This is a genomic window from Terrisporobacter othiniensis (genome assembly GCF_000808015.1).
GTDB classification, from domain to species: Bacteria; Bacillota; Clostridia; order Peptostreptococcales; family Peptostreptococcaceae; genus Terrisporobacter; species Terrisporobacter muris.
Genome location: NZ_JWHR01000045.1, coordinates 1 through 21,846 on the forward strand (window position 1 = coordinate 1; position 21,846 = coordinate 21,846).

Genomic DNA, 21,846 nt, shown 5'->3' on the forward strand with positions numbered 1-21,846 from the left:
TGAGTAAACTTTTTCAACGTTTATTCCTATATTTTCTACCAGATTATTTATTTTTTCCTCGATCAAAGATATATCATCATTTTCTTTTATAAAATTTCTAAGCTTATCTATTTCTTCCCTAATTGCATCTACAACCACATCCCTGTGATGATTATTTATTAAATTTATAATTTCAGGTTTTTCTAATAAAACATCAACTTTAGGTATATTTCTAAATAATATATTTTTATTCATATCTCACTCAAGACCTTTCCCCTTTTACTCAAAACCCTATTTAGTAATTTAAATTTTAACTACTTAAAGACCTTTGATTAAATTAATACTCTTTTCTTGTTTTTCTATTACTCTTCCTATAATGGCAACTTTCGTATCCATATTTTTATCTTCAAAATCTTTCATAATATTTTCAACTTCATTTTCTGGTAATGTAATTAAAAGACCTCCAGAAGTTTGTGGATCGTATAATACATCTATGAAATATTCTTCTATATTTTCGCTATTTACGTCATTTGATATATAATCTTTGTTGTTATAAGTTCCAGCAGGTACTAGACCCATTTTAGCAAAATCTAGAGCTCCATCAATGTATGGTACTTTTTGTACATCTATTTCAAAAGTAACTTTAGAACTAGATGCCATTTCCATAGCATGTCCAGCAAGACCGAATCCTGTTATATCTGTACATGCGCTTATATTGTGATTTTCTATAACTTCTTTAGCCTTCTTATTAAGTGATGTCATAACTGTTACAACCTCATCTATATGAGACTGTTCAGCCATTTCAGCCTTTATTGCTGTATTTATAAGGCCACTTCCTATTTGTTTTGTAAGGATTATTATATCTCCTGGATTTGAACCATAATTTTTAAATATTTTATTTGGATTTACAAAACCAGTTACGCTAAGGCCATATTTAGGTTCATCATCTTGAATAGAGTGTCCTCCAGCAAGTATTGCACCAGATTCCATAACCTTAGAGGCTCCGCCTTCTAAAATTCTTCCTAATATTTTCGGATCTAAGCAATTTGGAAATCCAACTATATTTAAAGCTGTTTTTGGTTCTCCTCCCATTGCGTAAACGTCACTTAAAGAGTTCGCCGCTGCTATTTGTCCAAATAAATATGGATCATCGACAATTGGAGTGAAAAAATCCAGTGTCTGAATTAATGCAAGATCATCACTTACTTTATAAATTGCTGCATCATCACTAGTTTCCACACCTACTAATAAGTTTTCATCATGAAACTTTGGTAAATTGCCCAAAACTTGAGCAAGGGTCCCAGGACCTATTTTAGCCGCTCAGCCAGCAGTTTTTGTCATATGTGTTAATTTTATATCTTCATTCATCATATTTTTTTCCTTTTCTATAATTATTAAATTTATATATAAATTTATCACTTCTACTAAATTACTTATAGAAATATTTTATAACAAAACTTAATCTTTGCACACCTTATTTATAGTTTTCATAATCTTATAAAGGTAATACTTATTTATTATATATAATATATTTATTAGTCTTGTATAACTGTATTACCAAATATTAGCCTTAGGGGATGTCTATCCCGAGGACATAGATAGACCCTATAGCAAAAAATCAGAGTTTCTGACTTCATACTATAGGGTCTAGTCATATGTTAGCCCCTTTTTCAGTTCTAGAGCCCTCAGCATATCCCTTGTTAGACTACCTTTCGGATGTAATTTTATTATTATTGTATCCATACCCAACAACTGAAAGCACTGTACCTCTCAGTAATTACACGACCTAATTCACATCACTGCAAATTATATGGTTGCCAATCCTGACCTTTTTATTGGATGTCAACTCCTATCACTTAGGATCTTTGGCACAACAAGGGAAACAGCCTCCTCTAAGTTGTTGATTTTTTGCAACGGCTCAACTAACCTATCTACTTTTTTGAGAGGTTTCAGGCATTCCCTCCTTTTCCATTATTTACATTTATTTTTAGCATTAAAAAAAGCCTGTCTCTCAATTGTTGAAAAACAGGCTATAAGTTCATTAGTTATTTGTAAATGTATATAAATTTTTTATATTATGTACACTTTTTTAAAACTTTCATCTTTACAGATTGATTAAAATTTTATATAATCTTATTAGATTATATATCTGTAAACAATAAGTTTTAAATTTACTAACTCTTTAACACTGCTACCAACAGTTTTAAGGTTTAATATATATAAGATGCTACCAACGTTTTATATATACTGTAGATTTAAGACTTTTTTTATTTAATTTTTCTAAATTCATTCTACTACGTTTTTTTTCATAATACAAGAAAAAAATCATTTTCATTTCAAAATAATATATTTTTTCACAAATTCCCTCAAAATTACAGCATTTATTTAATATATAAATATTTTTATACACATTAGTATTTAACTTTATTCCGATTATCTTCGCTTTTTGTTGAAAAAGTTTTCGTTACATAATATAATTTTATATGAAGAATAAGTCTCGTGTATTTTTTAATAATTTTAAAAGTCACTTTAACCAATGGTTATACAAATTGTTAAACCAATGGTTATGCAAATTGTTAAACCAATGGTTTTACCATTTGTTAAAGTATAAAAAACAACTACAATAATTATTTATCATATAACTTAACCAATTGTTATACCAATTAAAAAACAAATTGTTGTACCAATGGTTATTTTCACAAAAGGAGATGGGAAAGTGAAGATAGTAAGTTTTTTCAATGTAAAAGGTGGAGTAGGAAAGACTACTCTAACAATTCTAAGTGCCATAGCTCTTAGCAAAGAAGGATCTAGCGTTTTAATTATAGATGCAGATACACAGGCAAACTTAACTCAGTTTTTATACAAAGTTTCACATAGTGACAAAACTATGTTTGACGGCTTAGCTGATAATTTAAGTGCCGAAGAATTAATAATAAAATCACCTTGCGAAAGATATAAAAACATAGATATAATCCCTTCAGATTTATCTTTATCTGTACTTAGTGAATATTTAACTACAAAAACTAATCGTGAAAAGTCTGTGTGGAGATGGTTCAAATACAATGTGGACTCTCTAAGTAACTATGACTACATATTCGTGGATTTATCACCATCTTACGATTTAATTGCCAGAAACTTCATGCTTTGTTCTGATTCCATAATAACTCCTATTGCTTATCAAGATATAGCAAGCATTAGAGGTTGCGAGTTATTTTACTTAAAATACAACCAAGATTTAGAAGATATGGAGATGGAAAACATGGCAAAAAGAGCCGTGGTTATAAACTCTTACACTTCTAGGAAACTATCTACCGGCGATATATTCTGGGAAAAATTAAATGAATTTGAACACATAAAAAAAGATTTAATTAATGCAAAAATATCTGATACAACAGTAATAAAGAATGCAATTCTTTCTAAATTAGACATCGATGATTATTGCAGAAAAATAAAAAAATCTCATAAAGTTAGAGAGGAATTTAAAGAAGTTATAAGTGAATTAAAAGAAAGGGATGTGTTATAGTGGGACTAGATAAATTTTTAAAAGATGATAAAAAAGAAGAATTAGTTTTAACAAAAAAAGACTATAAATCTAAGGTAAATAACATAGTAAAAAATACTTTTGAAAAAGAAAACTTAAATTTATTACAAATAGAAAATGAAACTACAACTAGTAAGAAAGTTCCTATGAGTGTTTATTTTGAAAAAGAAGATTTAGACTTACTAAAGGCTATTGCTTTTGAAAAAAATACAACTGTGAACAAAGTTCTTATGAGTATCATAAAAGATCCTCTAAAAACTACAAAGGAAAATTTACCAGCTAGTTTTAATATAAACGAAAAAGCAAAGGAATACGAAGTTAATAGTAAAAAAAGAAAAGTAGAAAAAAAAGTTGAAACAAGAGGTAGAAAAAAGAAAATAAAGTAGAGCTTTTAGCTCTACTTTTTCTTTTATTTTTAAATATAAATTTTATTAAGTGTTCTTAATGTATATTAAATTTTACTTTATACGAAGTTCTAATTTTTTTCTTAATTTAATAATACGAAATCTATTATATCTTTGTATTATAATAAAAGGAATCTGCACAAAGAACATAACTATGGCTATAATTATAAATAATTATATATATTTCATAGGATCACTTACAAAATAAATAAACAGTAATGATGTAAATCCAAAACATCCCACTAAAAAGCGAGAAATACCTTATATTTTTATATCAGAAGTTTATCCTTCCATCTTTTTATCTTTATTTTATTATAAAATTTTATTTTTCTTTCATCTACAGTATAAAAAACTCTATCAAAATCAATAAAACCACTATATTTATTTACCATATATCCCCTAAAAAAATGCAGAGTTATCCAGAATATTATATTGCTTACAGTCATAATAATATTAAAATAAATATGCTTCACTATCCTTATTCATAACCATGCCTTCTTTCAAGTTTTATTATGATATTATTGTAGTTTAAGGTTTAAAAATTTTCATCTACTAACTAAAAAAATTCTGTTTAATGCATATCTAACCCTTGATTTAAATTAACTGAAATTATGAATTATTAATGATAATATAGTTTGTATATCACTCTATTAATTATAACAAATGGTTATACCAATTGTTTTACAATTTGTATAACCATTTGTTATATATATCATTTATATTTCAATACTTTCACGTTCTTTCTTAGCTCTAATTAAAGTACTTTTAGAAATACCAGTCATAAGTCCCACCTCTTTATAGGAATGCGTTTCAAGTAATTTTAAAGCATGTGAAATTTGCTTTTTAGTAAACTTTTTTGGTCTTCCTTCTCTATAATCATCACTTGCTTTTGCCAGCTCTTTTCCCGATGAAGTTCTCTCTACAATCATAGATCTTTCAAACTGAGAAAAAGCAAGAAGACATGTTATTATTAAATCACCCATGGGAGAATTCTCTATAAGTCCCATATTTAATATATGTATATTAATTTCTCTTTCTTGTAAACTCTTAACTATCTCTAACCCCTCTTTTGTGCTTCTACATAACCTATCCAGTTTTGTGGTAACTAATGTATCTCCTTTTTTTAATTTATCTAATATTTCATTAAACACAGGTCTATCAGATTTAATTCCGCTAATTTGTTCTTTATAAATTACTGCATTTTCATATCTCCCTAGAATTTCTCTTTCTTGCAATTCTAAAGAATTATTATCCAATTGACTTCTTGAACTAACTCTACAATATCCGTATATCATGTTATATCCTCTCCATTTTATATACAAAATATAGATTTCTTTTGACACTATATTTTGATACTCTCTTATACATTAATATAACTTATAGAAAAGAAAGGTGTCAATATGTATAAGTTATGACACCTTTCATATTATTATTTATTTAATACAACAAAAAAAGACACAAATTGTGTCTTTTTCCACGATACATATATATATTATAATATAGTTACGTTTTCTGCTTGAGGACCTCTAGCACCTTTAACTATATTAAAGTTTACTTTTTGGCCTTCTTCTAATGATTTAAACCCATCAGTTTGTATAGCTGAAAAATGTACGAATACATCATCTCCACCTTCTACTGATATAAAACCAAATCCTTTTTCATTGTTAAACCATTTTACTATTCCATTATTCATTAAAAAATACTCCTATAAACCTATTTCTAGGTTTTTCAATTTATTTGTGCATTGCTACAAATATTATTATATCATAAATAAATAATATTAGATAGCTTTTTATCTTTTTATTTATTTCTGTTCTTTTTTAACATTCTCTACATCTATTTTATTAATTAATTTATTTATTTTTAGATTATGAACTTAAATATAAGTATTTAGAAATTATAACCAACTTAAAATGGAGTTGTACTAAGGCAGTATAATCCTTTTTGCTGGCATCGACTATAGTACACTATTTTCACTTTATTCATAGCACAATACCTTTTGATACTAGGCAATCCCTAAAGGCATTTTTATTACAAACTCCCCTTTAAAAGGCTCTACATATTATTTTTTAAATATTGTGTATCTAAGATTTCCATAACATAACTTAATATATTCCCCTCATTATCTTTAAAATGAAGTGTTTTCTTGCTCGCTTTCTTGTCAATATTTTTGCAGTTTTTTAATGAATAAGTATTATATGGTGCAATTTCATTACAAAGTTTGTTTTCCATTGCTTGTAATATGTCGCCAGATTGTTTTCCTTCTACTTCATACTTTTCTAGTTCCTTACCATAAAGTTCTTTAAAACTAATTATACATTTCATTTTCTACTCCTCCTTATTGAACTTATATATAAATTCAATAAATAAGTAAAAAAACCTTTATTTCAACAAATTTTATTATATAAATATTTAATTTTAAGCTATGTTAGTTATATTAAAATTATAACTTTTTTGATTTTATTTAATATTTCTTACAATTAACCTTCATTGTAATCTATTGGCAATATATTATCCATTTCAAGTTTTTTAACCTTATCTATTTTTAAGATAAACATCATTTTATGTTTTATAATATAATCTGGAAGTCCATTTTTATCTTCTACTAAAGTTTTTATTTTTACTGCCCTATAATGTTTTTTAGGATCTAAGTCTGCAATATATTCTGATTTGCTTATCATTTTAATAAAAGTATTGTAATTTAAAAGTTTTTCACTATCATTTTTATATTGTTTATAGTAGTTATTTAGTTTATCATAAATAGACTTAAAATCAAAAGCTATATGAATATTATCAGGTAAAATCCTATAATGAACATTTTCTTCTAACCTTATTTTTCTATCTGGTATGTAAATTAAATTATTAATATCTTCAAGTAATTTTTCGTAGTCACTCTTAAATTCATTTTGGCTTTCTTCCAATACATTGCATTTCAAATTATTAATGATTATGTTAGATGCTTCTTCCAAGTTAATTATATTATTCATATTAACACCTAAAGATTCAAAGGTATTATATATAAGTTCTAGACCCATCATTGTATATATAGCTGTATTTATTTCAGTTGAATTACTTAAATATAGCTTTTCATCAAAATCATATTTAAATCTTGTTACTAAATACTCATTATCAAATGCTCCATCAATATAATAATTCAGAACTCTCAAGTATAAACTTTTTGAAAATCTTCTTAACAAATTTGAGCCATCTTCACTATTACATAAAAACTCTACAGATTCTTTACCTTCTCTAGTAAAATCACTTCTGGTATACCATACTATATTGGATCTACTTTTTATAGCTGTTTCTTGAATTTCTTCGTCTCCTGATATTATTAGAGATGCATTATAAGTAAATTTCTGCAATGTTGAATTTTCAGTAACTTTAGTATTTTCATATCCTTCTACAATAGCACGGATATGATTAGATAGGAAATTTATTTTACAATTGTCTACTTTTGAAATATTAACTTCATCTAAAAATACAGGTAAATAAGTTTCATCAAAGTATTTAAGCAGTTCAAAATCTGTTAATACCGATAAACTTATTCCTGGGTTTGTGTCATTAAATAATAGCCTTAAAATTTTAAGGACTTTACTTTTACCACTTTTACTTTCCCCCAAATCTTGAAGTATTGGCAAATTGTTCATAGAAGACTCTCTAGCAAAAGTATTTAATATATTTGCAGCACCAAGTCCCAGGGTATTATATATATTTTCCTTTGAATTAAAATTAAACAAGTATTTACTTAATATTTCTGCTTCATCTTTATTTAAAATATCAAGATTGGTAAAGTCAATATTATGAATTGTATTTATTGATTTTCTTGTAATATCAAATTCTCCATTGGATTTTAATGTACCTTTATTTGTAACAAGAACATACTCATCATTTATTTTTCTTATTCCTGATCTTGTAAATATCGATATATCTTCTTTAATGAAGTAATTTATAATCCATTGATGAAGTTTTGTTAAGTCTTGTATTTCTCCATAAAAAATATAGTCAATTCCTAAGTATCTTCTAAAAATTTTCAAATCAGAAAAACACAATCTAGCATCTGCTTCAATAATTGACTGTCTATGATTTGATTTAATGTTAAGCTTTATAATTTGATCTTTATTATCTTCATTTCTATATAATGTAACATCTATTATTTGAAAGTTTGTTAAATAACGTCTACTTTCTTTCACTTCTTCATTTTCTATTTTATCTATAACTTCATATATTCCATCTTCATCTTGTTGTAGAGTATTTTTATCTAATATATTTAAAGATTTTTTTACTATTTGTAAAAGTTCCTTGGATGTTTTACCAGATTCTAACCAATCTGTAACGTCTTTATTTTTACCATCACCTATATTTTCAAGCCCTGGCAAATCAATTATTTTTAGTCCTTTACAACATTTTTTTAATTTTTCTACTATAAAGTTTTTAAACTCTTGCCCTGATCTTCCGCTGTCTCCTATGAATATTACTTTGGCATTTTTTAAATCTTCATCATAAGAACTTTTCCATTTTTTTGTGCAAATGGTTGTGGCAGGAAGATTTATTTTGCTTAAAGTTTCCACATCTTTTTCACCTTCAACAAAAAATATCCAATCATCTTTTGATATGGCTTTTTTTATTTCTAGTAAATTATAAAGAACCTTTTTACATTGTTCGAAATACTTATGGTCTCCATATTTATAACCTATATCCATTTCTATCAAAGACTTTGTTATAAAATGCTTTTTACCAAATAAATTTTTATATTTTATTTTACAATATAATGGCTTTTTATCTTCATCAAAGTAAATATAAATTTCTTCTAAATTATAAGTTTCTTTGTTTTTTATTATTGTTGACTGATTTGTTTTTATAAAATTTTTAAAGTTTTCAACTTTATTGTCGTTGATAGTACTGTATTTCAATTCCCTACCTAAGATGTCATAAGCTTTTCTTAAGGCTGTTATATTATCTATGTTCTCCATCTTACAAATAAAGTTTATAATATCTCCTTGTTCTCCACATCCAAAACAATGATAAATGGCTCGATTTCCTTTGTCGCTGAGCCTTAAACTTGGCGTTTTATCGTTGTGAAATACACAGTTTGTATAATATCCACTATTATCTTTTTTTAAATTCATGTTGTAGTTTTGCATAATTGATATTAAGCAATTTAATGATCTTATTTCATCTACTGCATTTTTAAAAGTATCTTTGTTTTCCATTAAGACCACCACCTAACTGTGTATTACTTTGCATTTTTTGAGGAATTTGTTGTATCGTATTCGTATATTGCAATTAAACAACCTCCTTTTTAAGAGGGCTTACAATCTCTTGCTGTCAAAACTTTTATGCCCAAATGTTTATGTTATAATATTTTATAGTGTAAAATATTATAACATAAACATTTCCGAATCAATTCGCAATATTTAGTTTGTATATTAAGTAAAAACTTTTAAGTACTAATATAAATTATTCAAAATAAAACATTATAATTACGATGCTACATTATATTTTTCCATAAAAAAACTGATAGGAATAAATCCTATCAGCCTTTTAACATATATGCAAATATTAAACTTTAGCTACATACTCGTAAGGTAATGAAACTATCTTACCAGGAGTTTGTATTTCGTGTAATTGAACTAAAGTATCTTTAACTATGTTGTATTGCATTTCTCTGTTATTTGGTTCTCCAGCATTAGCACCCATTGGAACAAGTGGAGCAACTGCTCTTGGAGTTCCTGTTTGTCTAACTACTGGTGGAAGAGCTGCTATTATAATTGTTGGTATACCAGCTTCTTCAATCGCTCTCTGCACTAAAACTGCAGAGCGGTGGCAAGTTCCTCAGCCAGCTGTTAGAAGAACGCCGTCTACGCCTTCTTCTTTTAATATTCTAGCTATTTCTGGACCTGTTTCTTCTTTGAATTTTTGTTGGTTTCCACCACCACCCATGAATCCTATGTGTACTGGTGCAACTCCACCTATAAATCCTTCAGCTGCAAGTTCATGTAATCTATCTATTGGGAACATACAGTTTATATCTTTATTAACGTCTCCATTATCGTATCCTCCGTGAGATACCATAAGATCGCTTGATAACATATTATCTCTAACTTCTCTGAAAGAGAAATCACCAGCTAAATTGAAACGCTTGTCATCTTTATGATGAACACCAGCAGCAGTAGCAAGAGCTATTTTCATCTCGCTTAAAGGCTTAGTTACAGGAGCCCATACTGATGGTGGTGTTATTGGAACGAATATTTCTGATTGCATTCCTTTAACTACTGTTAAACTCATCTTTTTTCCCCCTTTTAATTACTCCATTTACAAATGATTATGCAAATGAATTTAAGTTAATTTACTACTTGAACCTAAATTTAATCTAAATCTCTTATGAGTAGATAAATCTTAAGGTTTTTAGTAAAAATCTATTTTTTAGACATTTCGTCGATTTTTTTATTTCTAGTCATAAGATTTGAAATATATTTTTCATTAATCTCATCACCTAGTTGCTCAACAAAGCTCATATTAAAGCCTACTTCTTGACCAACTTTTATCTCATAATCGGAAATAAACATTCTCATTGGAACTCTTAAGTATCCTAGACGTCCCTTTAGATCAATACTTACGCATCCATCGTGAACTTCTACAATAACACCTTCCATATAAAGAATTTTATCGCCGTATTTTAATTTATCATTTTTCATTATGTGTCAGTTCTTTCTAGCTATATTTTTCCTTACGCTTTTGACTCATTGGAAGAGATGTTTCATTTTCAACTAACTCAACTGGTTTTCCAGTAACATTAGATATTAATTCTAAGTTAGTGTCTTTTACATTTGGATTCCATTTCTTTTCTGGTTTAGCTATTTTTTCTCCACCCATTTCAGCCTTTAATGAATAAAGAGCTCTTATAGCATCTTCATGGCATAAAGTGTTACATCCTAATATTTCGTTTTCTATACCAGCTTCTGATTTATTGTTGTCTACCATGTTAGTCATGTACTTGTTACCAACAACTAGAGCACCTTGAACAGCACAGAATGACATACCAACTACTGGTATTCCTCTCATACCTATTTGTTCTATATGAGAAGCGAAGTCTATATGATTGTTTCCGAAACCTTCAGTAGTAACAAAAGCACCATCAACGTCTAAAGCTTCAACCATCATACCAACTCTTCTTGATACGTAGAATTTCTCAGCATTTATTTGAGGAGACCCAACAAATATAACACCACATAAATCTACTTCTTCATCATGTAAAGCTTCAAGTACTAGTGGCTCTCTCCAGTAATGTCTAGACATTTCTTTTGAAGCAGGTCCTATACAAGTTAATGCATGTATACAACCATCCAATACTTCAAGTGGAGATACCATAACTGGTACGTTTCCTAAGTCAACGTTTGGCTTAGCACCTAATACTCCAACTGGTTCCATTGGTAATATTAAGTTATCGTGCATTGCACCTTGACCCATTATTTCTTTTACTATAACAACTTTTTTCTTACCTGGTCTTCTTACTTGCTCAAAAGTTTCACTATCTACTATTAATTCATCATCAAGTTTCTTAAGAGCTTCTCTTATTTCTTGAGTTATGAAGTCAGTAGCAGCATGAGCAGCAAGAGGTCCTGGTCTTTCCATGTTAGTTCCTTCTTTGATTATAACTTCTGTTTTGATGAATATTTCACCTTTTTCAGGACAACCTGGTCTTCCCCACATGATATTTTCTTCTAAGATACCTTCAGATGAACCGAACTCTCCTATTTGAACACCATTTGCATCAGTACCAGTTACCATCATTACAACACCATCTATTACTCTAGTAGTTCCAAGACCTAATTCATCTTCACCATCTTTAGTAGCTATTGGTTGAACGTCCATTATAGTCTCAGAGTAAGTGTTATATCTATCTGGAGTTATTATATCTATTTTTAAGCTATTTACTAATTTTTGGCTAGCTACAGCTTCTTCTTCTATACCTTCTCTAATGTATAAAACAGTACCTTCTATTTTAGTTTCAGGTCCTCTTTTAACTTCAGTTATTTTGTAGTGGTTTCTAGTTAAGCTTCTAACTACTTTAGCTTCTTTTTCTACTTCTTTAACTGCAGGTGCAACAGAAGCATTTTCGCCAACTGGAACTACTTGAGCTCCACCTTGAGAAGCGAACCCACCAACTGGTATTTCTATATTAATGTCTTTTCCTTCACCTATGTGGATTTTTAATCTTCCACCTTGTACTTGAGTAGCAACTGGTGCTGGTTTTACTTCTTCTACTATAGCTTCTTCTTCTACAGCTTCTTCTTTTGTTTCAACTATAGCATCTATAACATCAGCAGTTATTGGAGTTAAAGAATCACAAGTTTTAGTTAATTTTGCACCTAATATTTGGCCTATAGTTAAGCAACCATCTAATTTTAAAAGACCAGAATCTACTAATTCATCGAATATAGCAGGATCTTCTAAGTTAGCAGGTCCTATAACTAATCCTTCTTCTGCTCTACAGCAAAGTACCGCAGGGTCATTTGCATGCTCTCTAGCAGTTTCAGCAGTTATTGACATAAGTTTTCCCCCTTATATAATAAATCTTTTTATAATTTTATAATTTGAACATGAAATACTAATTTATATCAAAGAAATTTCTTTCTTTGTTAACATTTAATTATTTAGATATTCATTACTTAAGTTCTACTTCCTAATTTAAGTAAATTAATCTATAACAAATTCTACGTAGATGTCTTTTCCTTCTTTAAGGTTTATAACAAGTCCACCTTCATCAGTAAATGATGTAAAACTAGTTTCTACTGTTTCTACCTTAGGTTCTTCTACTGATTGAGCTCTAACTAATACTTCTTCAACTTCTTCTCCAAGTTGTGGAACTGTTTTAGATGCAGTCATATATCTTATTACATCTTTGCCTACTGTTTGTAATACATGGTCTGTTTGGTGATGAACTTCTACATTCATCTTTGGAGCAGATCCCATAACTGTATTTGAACAGTCTGTACAGTTTCCTATAAGTATATGTTTAGCACCAGCTTTTTTAATGTTCATAACTTTAAGTGCTTGACCTGGACAGTTTCCTGGATTTTCACATTTTAAGTTTCCTTTAACATCTGCTGCTTGCTTACATTTTTGAACACAAACTACTTCAGCATTCATTTTTTTAGCTAAGTCTTGCATTCTTTCTTCATTACCACCACAAGCACATACTAAAAGTCCCATTTTTTCACCTTTTAAATCTTCAAAAGGCTGAGTTACTATTATTCCACCTGTAGTTTTAGTTATTGGATCATCTAACTCACAAGCTTTACCAGTAAATGGTCCACCCATGATTACTTCTCCATACTCTCCATCTATTCCACCAGCTCTTTCTATTAATTCTTTAACAGAAGTACCAACTGGAACATCCATAAATACATGAGGATCAGTACCACCGTTTAGCTTTCCAACAACTGTAACGTTTTTAGAAAAACATGGTTTTTTAAGCTCTATTGCTTCAGCAACTCTTTGAAGAGTTTCCACGTTTATAACTACAGCATCTGCTACTGATGGTAAATCAGTTGGTTGAAGTAATATTCCTAAGACTTCTCTTACAACTGCTCTTTCCTCACCCATTGGGTAAATATCTGGAAGTAAATGTATATCTAAAGAATTATCACCCTTAGTACCTTCAACTAAAGCATCAACTGCCTTTTGGTTTTTAGCCTTAATTGCGAATATTCCTTTTTCTGCTTGACAAATTTCCATAACATATTTAAGACCTCTTATAGTTAACTCTGTGTTATCTACCATTTGGTCTACATTATGATGAAGTAATGGTTCACATTCAGCAGCATTAACAAGTATGTATTTTACCTTTGTTCCAAGTTTTATAGCTGTTGGGAATCCTGCACCACCCATACCTACTACACCAGCATCTTTTATAAGTTGAAGTTTATCTTCTCCTTCTAACTCAACGAACTCTTCTGGTTGATCTTCATCTTTTTCTATTATTATGGCATCTTCAGTTATTTCTTTAACTTCTCCATATACACTAGAGAATATGTTAGCACCAAGTCCTGTAGGCTTAGCTATTAGAGAACCCTTTTTTACCCTATCTCCAACTTTAACTATTGCCTCACAAGGAGCTCCAACATGTTGTCTAAGTAATATTTTTTGTAATCCCATTAAGTTCACCCCCTAAAAATATAAAGCATATATGTTAAAATAAATTGCTTTTATCTTAATAAATAAATAAATTAACAAAATTTCTTTATTTATTTTTTTTAACCGTATAATTAAGATTATATATGTTAAAAAATTCACACGGAAAACCTTTTCACATTTTTTAAAAAAATATTCCATAATAGTTTACTGGCGGGAGAATGTGGGAATCGAACCCACCTAGGATGCTACTAACACCCCACACTGGTTTTGAAGACCAGGAGGCACACCAGTTACCTATCTACTCCCATTTTTACTTCCAAAATCATTATAACATCATTTATTGATAATTTTTATAAAAATTTTTCAAATATAGACAAAATTTATAAGATTTATTGAATCTATAAATATTATAACAATAAAAATTCACAAATTCAATAACTCAATACTAGACTAAAGTCTGTTTTTATAATATAAATTTTTTTTTGCATTGAAAAATCTAGCAATTGGATACAATTGGAAAATTTTGTTTGTTATTATTTTGTCAGTTTTATCATATTTTTTATATATAAATAAATAATATGACGAAATATGATAAATAAAATAGTTGATACCCTCAAACTTTAGCAACTATAATTATATTGAAATTAACAAATTTATAAATGTGCTTTATTAATAGAATTTTTCAATATAAAAAGGAGGAGAAATCATGAGTGAAGAAATCAACTTACGTCGCCTTGTGATTAAGTCATACCATGTAAAGGAAGTAGAATTTGGAACAGAAAATAACGTTTTTCTAGATGGAAAACTTACTGTCTGCAAGGATTTATTAAAAGATCTAATAGAATCAGAGCCTTTAATAAAAGATATAGACATTCAAATAATAAAACCAGGAGATCATGATAGATTTACAAACACTATGATGGATATTATTCCAATTTCTACAAAGGTTCTTGGTAAAATTGGAGAAGGAATAACTCATACTTTAACAGGTGTGTATGTTATGCTTACAGGTGTTGATGAAAAAGGAATACAAACTGCTGAGTTTGGTTCTTCTGAGGGTAATTTAAAGGAACAACTTTTCTTAAATAGACCAGGTACTCCTGGAGACAATGACTACATAATTTCATTTGATGTAACTCTTGCAGAAGGTCAAGGACAAGTTAGACCAGGACCTACTGCCGCACATAGAGCTTGTGATAAGTTCTGTAGCGAATTTAGAACAAAATTAAAAAAATTAAACGGTCACAAATTTACTGAACGTCATGAATTTTATGACAAAGTAAGGCCTGGTAAGAAAAAAGTAGTTATTATAAAACAAGTGGCAGGCCAAGGTGCTATGTATGATACTCAGCTATTCTCTCATGAGCCAAGTGCTATGGAAGGTGGAAGAAGTATTATAGATATGGGTAATGTACCTATGATTGTAACACCAAATGAATATAGAGACGGCGCTCTTCGCTGTATGTGCTAAGGAGGTAATATTATGGGAATAGGACCATCTACTAAAGAAACTACTTTGCATCACTTTAGAGATCCTCTACTTGATGTAGTAAGTAACGATGAAGATATAGATTTACTAGGAATTATAGTTGTGGGAACTCCACAAGATAACGAAGATAAATTATTTGTTGGAACAAAGGCTGCTTCTTGGGCTGAGGCCATGAGAGCAGATGGAGCAATACTTTCATGTGACGGTTGGGGAAACTCTCACGTTGACTTTGCAAACACTGTGGAACAAGTTGCAACTAGAGGAATCCCTGTTGTCGGGCTTACTTTTGTTGGAACTGTGGCTCAGTTTGTTGTTGTAAATGAATATATGGATACTATAGTTGATATGAATAAAAATCCTGAAGGAATTGAAAGTGAAATTGTTGGTGAAAATGAAGTAACTGAGTTAGAGGCTAGAAAGGCTCTTGCATTTTTGAAATTGAAAATGAGAAAATACGGAAAATAGAAAAAACAAACTCCTACTATAAGATTCTTCTTTTTTTCTTAAAACTAAAAAAGAAAGAATTAGAGGTAAATACATTTCAACTGGTTTATTATTCATAAGAGGAGTGCCCGGCACACTACATATTTATAAAGAACCAAAAAATGAGGGTATGTTATAATACCCTCATTTTTGTTATACCCTCGTACTTTACATCATTATCTCATGTATATTATTTATATCTAAATTTTTATCATTTATAAGGTCTTCTATTTTCTCTTTGTCATCTTTATTACAAAGCCATGAAAGACCGCATCCAGCTGATATTTGTCTTGGTACTGGTATTAATCTTCCTGGTACGTTTTCACTTTTGCAGGCTTTTTCCATCGCCATTGCTCCTGTTGTTGTGTTAAAAGTTACTATTAGTCTTAATTGTTTTTCTCTCATTTTATCACCTTTTATTCATTATAAGTTGCTGCTATTTCTTTAACTGCATTTATAGCAGTGTCTATTTCTTCTTCTGTATTGTAGTGGGAAAAAGAAAATCTTACGGCACCTTGATCTACTGTGTTCATGGCTTTATGCATAAGTGGGGCGCAGTGAGCTCCCGGTCTTGTGGAGATGTTATAGTATAAACTTAGTTCATCAGAAAATGCTGCAGAATCAATGTCTCCAATGTTAAAAGTCACAATAGCCGCTCTTTTATTTTCAAAGTTTCCATAGATTTTAATATCTTTAATATCTTTTATTCCATTATAAAATCTAAACATTAACTCTTCTTCACGATTCCTGATATTTTCTATTCCTTCTTCTTTTAAGTAATCCAGTGCAGCATTTAATCCTGCTATGGCATGTCCATTTAATGTTCCTGCTTCCAACATGGTTGGCATGACATCTGGGTGAGTTTTTGAAAAAGTATTAACTCCACTTCCTCCAACCTTTAAAGGCCTAATATTTACATTTTCTCTCACACAAAGTCCTCCAGTTCCTTGAGGTCCAAGCAACCCTTTATGACCTGTAAAACAAAGAATATCTATGTTCATATCTTGCATATCTATAGGAAAAACACCTGCACTTTGTGATGCATCTACTATAAATACTAGGTTATACTTTTTAGCTATTTCTCCTATTTTTTTCACGTCCAATAGGTTTCCTACCAAATTAGACGCATGAGTGCAAACTATAGCTTTCGTATTATCTTTTATTAAACTTTCAAAATCATCATAATTTATATTTCCATTTTCGTCGCATTCTACAACAGAAAGTTCCATTCCTTTTGACTCTAATTCATATAAAGGACGAAGTACTGAGTTATGCTCTAGAGACGTAGTTATTGCATGGTCAGATCTAGTTAATACTCCTTTTATAGCAGTGTTTAAACTTTCAGTTGAGTTACATGTAAAAGCAACTCTTGATGGATTTTGCAAATTAAATAAATCTGAAATTTTTTCTCTTGTATCGTAAATTACTCTAGATGCATCTAAAGCTGCTTCATTTGCTCCACGTCCTGCATTTCCCATATGTGTCATGGCATTAACTACTGCATCTATAACACACTGTGGTTTTTTCATAGTTGTAGCTGCATTATCTAAATATATCATTTTATCACCTTTTTCTAGTTAAAAAATTCTCTTATAAATTTAATAAATTTAAGTGCACATTTTGACATATACATTTCTTTATTTCTAACTATATATAAGTTTCTGTACATGTCCATTTCTTCGAATTCAAATAGCAATACTTTGTTGTCTTTTGCGAAATCCTCTACAGCCAAGTTTGATACTATGGAAATGCCCATATTATTTTGTACTGATTTTTTTATGGCTTCTATGGAGTTTAGTGTTGCTATTACATTTAAGTTATTTATATCAAAATTATGAGCTTTTAAAAATTCTCTTATTTCTTTTCTCGTTCCTGAGCCCTCTTCTCTCATTATTATTGGCTCTTTTAATAAATCTTTTACATGGAATCCATCTTTTTTCATTTTTATATATTTGTCATTTACAGGTGTTATAATAACTAACTTATCTTTATAAAACGGTTCAAATATTAAAGATGAGTTTTCTATTTCTGTTCCAACAAGACCTACTTCCACTTCTTTGTTTATTATTTGATTTATAACTTCGCTAGAATCCCCTTGAAGTATTTTTAGCTCAGTTTTATTTTTTCTTATATATCTTGGTAAAACTTCTGGAAGTATATACTGTTCTGGAATAGTTGATGCTCCCAAAGTTAATAAATTACTATCTTCGCTTTTCACATTAAATTCTTGTAATATTGTATTTTGTAAGTTTAATATTTGTTTTGCATAAGTATATAGCCTTTTTCCATCTTCTGTTGGATGTACATCCTTTGTTGTTCTTACAAGAAGTTGAGTATTTAACTCTTTTTCTAGTAAAGAAATATGAGAAGATATTGTAGGCTGTGTTAAAAATAATTTTTTTGCAGCCTGAGAAAAACTTCTACTCTCTATAATTAACGCAAATGATTCTAATTGTTTTAAATTCATATTAATATGCCACCCTTTCACTTTCTGCACCGTTTTTTCTTGTTATCTTCATGTTGTCAAAGTATTCAAGCATTGGTTTGGCACTTTTTCTTGATGTGTTTAGAGCATCTCTAAGTTCAGAAATCGTAATTAGATTATTTTTTTCTAATTTTTCACGAACTACTATTTCTGCTTTATCCATAAGAGATTTTAGTGTAAACATTTCATCATTTATTTTCACTATTTTTTCCTCATCTATTAAAACATTTAACACATCTCTTACTATATTTTCATCTATATTAAAGTTTATTTCACTAAGTCTTACAAAATCAAATTCTGCTTTTTTATAAGTATTTACTAAAGTTTTCTCAACATTTTGGAACGTTTTATCTTTATTTATTTCAAAGTCATTTAAACTTAAGTATTCTTTGTATTTTTTTATTTCATTTTCTAAGATAAATTTATAGATAATTTGATCAAAAACATTTTGTTTTATCTTAGAATACAACTTTGTTTTAATAAGAGATTTTCCAACACCAAATTTATATGGATTTTCATTATGGAAATTCTTTATAAACTCTATAGTTTCTCTTTTTAATCTCATTTCTTCGCTGCTATGATACACATAAACATCTTTTTTCATTTCATAAGTTAAAACTAAGTTTTCTTCTTTTAATTCACTTATACATTCATTTAGTTCTTCTATAGAAAATCCTGTTAGCTTTCCTATTTCTTTTATAGTTATCATTTCTGGATGTTTTTTAACTAATAACTCAACTATATCACTGTGAGATCCTTCTTCTTTTCGTTTTATTTCTTCCAGTTGTGCCTTATTAAAAGGTGTTTTCTTTGTAGGATTGGCATCTAATATAACTCCTCCTCCTACAGTTTCAAGTGGTGAATAGAAACGAACTATAAATTTATCTCCCCTTCTTACGGCTATTTTTTCTTCTAATCTAAGTTGGGCATAGCAAGAATCTCCTGGCGCTGCTTCTTCTGTATCTAAAAGTACAGCTCTACATAAAACCTCTGAAGTTCCTGTAAATAAATGAAGTCTACATCTATTTGATAAAATTCTCTCACTGGAATTTAGAACATTTAATTTTACATCTAGCATCATAGTATCTTCCAAAGAATTTGGTGGTGCTAACACATATCCTCTTTTTATTTCGTCTTTTTTAAGATTTGAAATATTTATGGCACTTCTTTGGCCTGCAAAACATTCCTTCACATCTTTTCCATGAACTTGAATGCTTCTTATTTTTACTTTTTTTCCAGTAGGATAAATTTCCAACTCATCGTCCTTTTTTATACTTCCTGAGATTAAAGTTCCAGTTACTATAGTTCCAAAGCCTGATATACTAAAACTTCTGTCTATTGGAAGACGAGATATGGTATTTATATCTTTTTCATTTAATTCATCTTTTGTCATGTGAACTATTTCTTTTATTAAATCAGCTATGCCTTCCCCTGTCATAGCTGATACTTCTATTATATTTGCTTTTTCAAATACTGAACCGATTAATTCTTCTTTGATTTCTTCTTTTACTAACTCTTTCCACTCATCGTCTACTAAGTCACATTTATTTAAAACAACTATACTTTTATCTACACCGAGTTGGCTCATAATATCTACGTGCTCACGAGTTTGTGGCATCATGCCCTCATCTGCTGCAACAACAAGCATAACAAGATCCATTCCTATAACTCCTGCCAACATGTTATTTACAAACTTTTCATGACCTGGAACATCTATTATTCCAGCTCTGTCTCCTGATGGTAAATCAAAATAAGTAAATCCAAGATCTATGGTAATTCCTCTTCTTTTTTCTTCTTCCCATCTATCTGTTTCTTTACCTGTCAAGGCTCTAATTAAAGCAGTTTTTCCGTGGTCTATATGCCCTGCTGTTCCGATTATAATATTCTTCATTTTTGCTCCCCTTTTGCTATTTTTACTCAAAAACAGTTATAAAACATTTACTCATTCATTTTTCACTTCTAAAATTTTTTTGTAAAATACTGTATTTCACTAGATTTTATAACCAATTGTTAAACAAATTGTTTTACCATTGGTTATTTTAAAACATTAATAATTTTTTGTACTAATACATCTATTTCATCTTCTAAAACTGTTCTCATGTCTAATATCAACTTATCTTCACTTATTCTTCCTACAACTGGATTTTCTCCAAGTCTTAGTTTTTCTTCTAAGGCTGCAGTTGACATATTTTTAGGCATTATAGTTACGCATTTACTTTTTATTCTTTCTGCTGGTAAAGATCCTCCACCAATTTGAGATAAGGTATCTTCAATTTCTACCTGTGCCACATCTTTTAAATCATTTAATTTTTCATATAATTTATTTGCACTTTCTTCTATTTCCTTTATGTCTTTAGTTATAAGTGAAAGCACCGGTATATTTTTTATGGCATCTTCTTCACTTAAGTACTCATGTAATATCATTTCAAGTATTGTTGCAGTGAACTTATCTATTCTAAAAGCCCTTGTAAGAGGGTTTTTCTTCATCTTGTCGATGTATTTCTTCTTTCCAACAATAATTCCTGCCTGAGGGCCTCCTAGGAGCTTGTCACCTGAGAAAGAAACTATGTCTACACCGGCTTTTATTGAATCTTGCACAGTCGGTTCATATTCTAAACCGTACTTACTAAGATCAACTAAAACTCCACTACCTATATCTTCTATGACTGGAATCTCCTTTTCTTTTCCTAGTTTACAAAGTTCATCAATTGATACACTTTCAGTAAATCCTAATATTTTAAAGTTGCTTGTATGGACTTTTAAGAAGGCTCCTGTATTTTCAGAAATTGCATCTTCATAGTCTTCTAAATGTGTTTTATTTGTTGTTCCTATTTCCACTAAGTGAGCCTTAGAACTTTTCATTACATCTGGAATTCTAAATTTCCCTCCAACTTCAACAAGTTCACCTCTAGACACTATAACTTCCTTATTTTCTGCCATAGATGATAAAACAAGCATTACAGCCGCTGCATTATTATTTACCGCCATGGCACACTCTGCACCAGTTATTTTGCAGATTAACTTTTCAAAATGAGAGTAACGCTCTCCTCTTTTTCCTTCTTCCAAATTGTACTCCAAATTAGAGTAACTTGTCACAACTTCACTAAGATAATCAGCATGTTTTTTAGAAATTATAGCTCTTCCTAAGTTTGTATGAAGTATTGTTCCTGTTCCATTTATAACCTTTCTCAAATTATATGAGTAAACTTTTTCAACGTTTATTCCTATATTTTCTACCAGATTATTTATTTTTTCCTCGATCAAAGATATATCATCATTTTCTTTTATAAAATTTCTAAGCTTATCTATTTCTTCCCTAATTGCA

Annotated in this window: 19 protein-coding genes, 1 tRNA gene and 1 pseudogene; 4 read left to right on the forward strand and 17 right to left on the reverse strand. The window is 29.4% G+C overall.

Going from position 1 to position 21,846, the window contains the following annotated elements:
• Together QX51_RS03985 and selD are read right to left on the reverse strand one after the other, a co-directional pair.
• Positions 1 to 234: pseudogene (locus tag QX51_RS03985) on the reverse strand (L-seryl-tRNA(Sec) selenium transferase); the annotation flags it as partial.
• Between the two features lie 63 nt (positions 235 to 297).
• Positions 298 to 1,350 (reverse strand): selenide, water dikinase SelD, encoded by a 1,053-nt coding sequence (gene selD / locus QX51_RS03990; protein ID WP_330376034.1) that lies wholly within the window; start codon positions 1,348 to 1,350, stop codon positions 298 to 300.
• A gap of 1,345 nt (positions 1,351 to 2,695) precedes the next feature.
• Here selD and QX51_RS03995 point away from each other — a divergent pair.
• Positions 2,696 to 3,502, forward strand: coding sequence for a ParA family protein (locus QX51_RS03995; protein WP_039678626.1), 807 nt, complete (start codon positions 2,696 to 2,698; stop codon positions 3,500 to 3,502).
• Positions 3,502 to 3,906, forward strand: a complete 405-nt coding sequence (locus QX51_RS04000; RefSeq protein ID WP_039678627.1) for a hypothetical protein — start codon at positions 3,502 to 3,504, stop codon at positions 3,904 to 3,906. Before QX51_RS03995 ends, QX51_RS04000 begins: the two co-directional genes overlap by 1 nt.
• Before the next feature lie 72 nt (positions 3,907 to 3,978).
• Here QX51_RS04000 and QX51_RS21760 read toward each other — a convergent pair whose 3' ends face one another.
• The 10 genes from QX51_RS21760 to QX51_RS04050 form a co-directional block, all read right to left on the reverse strand.
• A complete protein-coding gene (locus tag QX51_RS21760; RefSeq protein ID WP_408645554.1) occupies positions 3,979 to 4,092 on the reverse strand; it encodes a glycosyl-4,4'-diaponeurosporenoate acyltransferase CrtO family protein in 114 nt (37 codons plus the stop codon).
• A gap of 548 nt (positions 4,093 to 4,640) precedes the next feature.
• Complete coding sequence (locus QX51_RS04005; RefSeq protein ID WP_039678628.1) at positions 4,641 to 5,219, reverse strand: recombinase family protein; 579 nt, start codon at positions 5,217 to 5,219, stop codon at positions 4,641 to 4,643.
• Between the two features lie 197 nt (positions 5,220 to 5,416).
• The gene (locus QX51_RS04010) at positions 5,417 to 5,617 is read right to left on the reverse strand and encodes a cold-shock protein (protein WP_039678629.1); all 201 of its coding nucleotides are present in this window, start codon (positions 5,615 to 5,617) and stop codon (positions 5,417 to 5,419) included.
• Between the two features lie 362 nt (positions 5,618 to 5,979).
• Positions 5,980 to 6,249 (reverse strand): hypothetical protein, encoded by a 270-nt coding sequence (locus tag QX51_RS04015; RefSeq protein WP_039678630.1) that lies wholly within the window; start codon positions 6,247 to 6,249, stop codon positions 5,980 to 5,982.
• Positions 6,250 to 6,404: 155 nt separating this feature from the next.
• Positions 6,405 to 9,137, reverse strand: a complete 2,733-nt coding sequence (locus QX51_RS04020; RefSeq protein ID WP_039678631.1) for a CHC2 zinc finger domain-containing protein — start codon at positions 9,135 to 9,137, stop codon at positions 6,405 to 6,407.
• Positions 9,138 to 9,486: 349 nt separating this feature from the next.
• Positions 9,487 to 10,212 carry a D-proline reductase (dithiol) protein PrdB gene (prdB, locus tag QX51_RS19850; protein ID WP_079764888.1) on the reverse strand — a complete coding sequence of 242 codons (726 nt, stop codon included), beginning with the start codon at positions 10,210 to 10,212 and terminating at the stop codon, positions 9,487 to 9,489.
• A 131-nt stretch (positions 10,213 to 10,343) separates the two neighbouring features.
• Positions 10,344 to 10,622: a CBO2463/CBO2479 domain-containing protein gene (locus tag QX51_RS04035; protein WP_039678634.1), complete on the reverse strand. Its 279-nt coding sequence runs from the start codon at positions 10,620 to 10,622 to the stop codon at positions 10,344 to 10,346.
• 16 nt (positions 10,623 to 10,638) lie between these two features.
• On the reverse strand, positions 10,639 to 12,477 hold the full coding sequence (gene prdA, locus QX51_RS04040; RefSeq protein ID WP_039678635.1) for a D-proline reductase (dithiol) proprotein PrdA: 1,839 nt from the start codon (positions 12,475 to 12,477) through the stop codon (positions 10,639 to 10,641).
• A gap of 147 nt (positions 12,478 to 12,624) precedes the next feature.
• Positions 12,625 to 14,085 (reverse strand): proline reductase-associated electron transfer protein PrdC, encoded by a 1,461-nt coding sequence (gene prdC, locus QX51_RS04045; RefSeq protein ID WP_039678636.1) that lies wholly within the window; start codon positions 14,083 to 14,085, stop codon positions 12,625 to 12,627.
• A gap of 187 nt (positions 14,086 to 14,272) precedes the next feature.
• Positions 14,273 to 14,370 (reverse strand) — tRNA-Sec (locus QX51_RS04050).
• Positions 14,371 to 14,770: 400 nt separating this feature from the next.
• On the opposite strand from QX51_RS04050, the gene prdD reads away from it, so the two are divergent.
• Together prdD and QX51_RS04060 are read left to right on the forward strand one after the other, a co-directional pair.
• Positions 14,771 to 15,535 (forward strand): proline reductase cluster protein PrdD, encoded by a 765-nt coding sequence (prdD, locus tag QX51_RS04055; RefSeq protein WP_039678637.1) that lies wholly within the window; start codon positions 14,771 to 14,773, stop codon positions 15,533 to 15,535.
• 12 nt (positions 15,536 to 15,547) lie between these two features.
• A complete protein-coding gene (locus tag QX51_RS04060) occupies positions 15,548 to 16,018 on the forward strand; it encodes a glycine/sarcosine/betaine reductase component B subunit (RefSeq protein ID WP_039678638.1) in 471 nt (156 codons plus the stop codon).
• A 186-nt stretch (positions 16,019 to 16,204) separates the two neighbouring features.
• Here QX51_RS04060 and QX51_RS04065 read toward each other — a convergent pair whose 3' ends face one another.
• The 5 genes from QX51_RS04065 to selA form a co-directional block, all read right to left on the reverse strand.
• On the reverse strand, positions 16,205 to 16,441 hold the full coding sequence (locus tag QX51_RS04065) for a putative Se/S carrier protein (protein ID WP_039678639.1): 237 nt from the start codon (positions 16,439 to 16,441) through the stop codon (positions 16,205 to 16,207).
• An 11-nt stretch (positions 16,442 to 16,452) separates the two neighbouring features.
• Positions 16,453 to 17,595: an aminotransferase class V-fold PLP-dependent enzyme gene (locus QX51_RS04070; protein ID WP_039678640.1), complete on the reverse strand. Its 1,143-nt coding sequence runs from the start codon at positions 17,593 to 17,595 to the stop codon at positions 16,453 to 16,455.
• A 14-nt stretch (positions 17,596 to 17,609) separates the two neighbouring features.
• Complete coding sequence (locus QX51_RS04075) at positions 17,610 to 18,503, reverse strand: selenium metabolism-associated LysR family transcriptional regulator (protein WP_039678641.1); 894 nt, start codon at positions 18,501 to 18,503, stop codon at positions 17,610 to 17,612.
• Between the two features lies 1 nt (position 18,504).
• Positions 18,505 to 20,412, reverse strand: coding sequence for a selenocysteine-specific translation elongation factor (gene selB / locus QX51_RS04080; protein ID WP_039678642.1), 1,908 nt, complete (start codon positions 20,410 to 20,412; stop codon positions 18,505 to 18,507).
• A gap of 143 nt (positions 20,413 to 20,555) precedes the next feature.
• A partial coding sequence (gene selA / locus QX51_RS04085) for an L-seryl-tRNA(Sec) selenium transferase (protein WP_039678643.1) occupies positions 20,556 to 21,846 on the reverse strand: 1,291 nt, incomplete at its 5' end.

Excerpts from the sequence above, each read along its gene's own strand:
- QX51_RS04065 (WP_039678639.1), bottom strand. The coding sequence starts at position 16,441 with ATGAGAGAAAAACAATTAAGACTAATAGTAACTTTTAACACAACAACA.
- QX51_RS04005 (WP_039678628.1), bottom strand. The coding sequence starts at position 5,219 with ATGATATACGGATATTGTAGAGTTAGTTCAAGAAGTCAATTGGATAAT.
- prdD (WP_039678637.1), top strand. The coding sequence starts at position 14,771 with ATGAGTGAAGAAATCAACTTACGTCGCCTTGTGATTAAGTCATACCAT.
- QX51_RS04015 (WP_039678630.1), bottom strand. The coding sequence starts at position 6,249 with ATGAAATGTATAATTAGTTTTAAAGAACTTTATGGTAAGGAACTAGAA.
- prdC (WP_039678636.1), bottom strand. The coding sequence starts at position 14,085 with ATGGGATTACAAAAAATATTACTTAGACAACATGTTGGAGCTCCTTGT.
- QX51_RS04060 (WP_039678638.1), top strand. The coding sequence starts at position 15,548 with ATGGGAATAGGACCATCTACTAAAGAAACTACTTTGCATCACTTTAGA.
- QX51_RS04020 (WP_039678631.1), bottom strand. The coding sequence starts at position 9,137 with ATGGAAAACAAAGATACTTTTAAAAATGCAGTAGATGAAATAAGATCA.
- prdA (WP_039678635.1), bottom strand. The coding sequence starts at position 12,477 with ATGTCAATAACTGCTGAAACTGCTAGAGAGCATGCAAATGACCCTGCG.
- QX51_RS04035 (WP_039678634.1), bottom strand. The coding sequence starts at position 10,622 with ATGAAAAATGATAAATTAAAATACGGCGATAAAATTCTTTATATGGAA.
- QX51_RS04010 (WP_039678629.1), bottom strand. The coding sequence starts at position 5,617 with ATGAATAATGGAATAGTAAAATGGTTTAACAATGAAAAAGGATTTGGT.
- QX51_RS04075 (WP_039678641.1), bottom strand. The coding sequence starts at position 18,503 with ATGAATTTAAAACAATTAGAATCATTTGCGTTAATTATAGAGAGTAGA.
- QX51_RS04070 (WP_039678640.1), bottom strand. The coding sequence starts at position 17,595 with ATGATATATTTAGATAATGCAGCTACAACTATGAAAAAACCACAGTGT.
- selB (WP_039678642.1), bottom strand. The coding sequence starts at position 20,412 with ATGAAGAATATTATAATCGGAACAGCAGGGCATATAGACCACGGAAAA.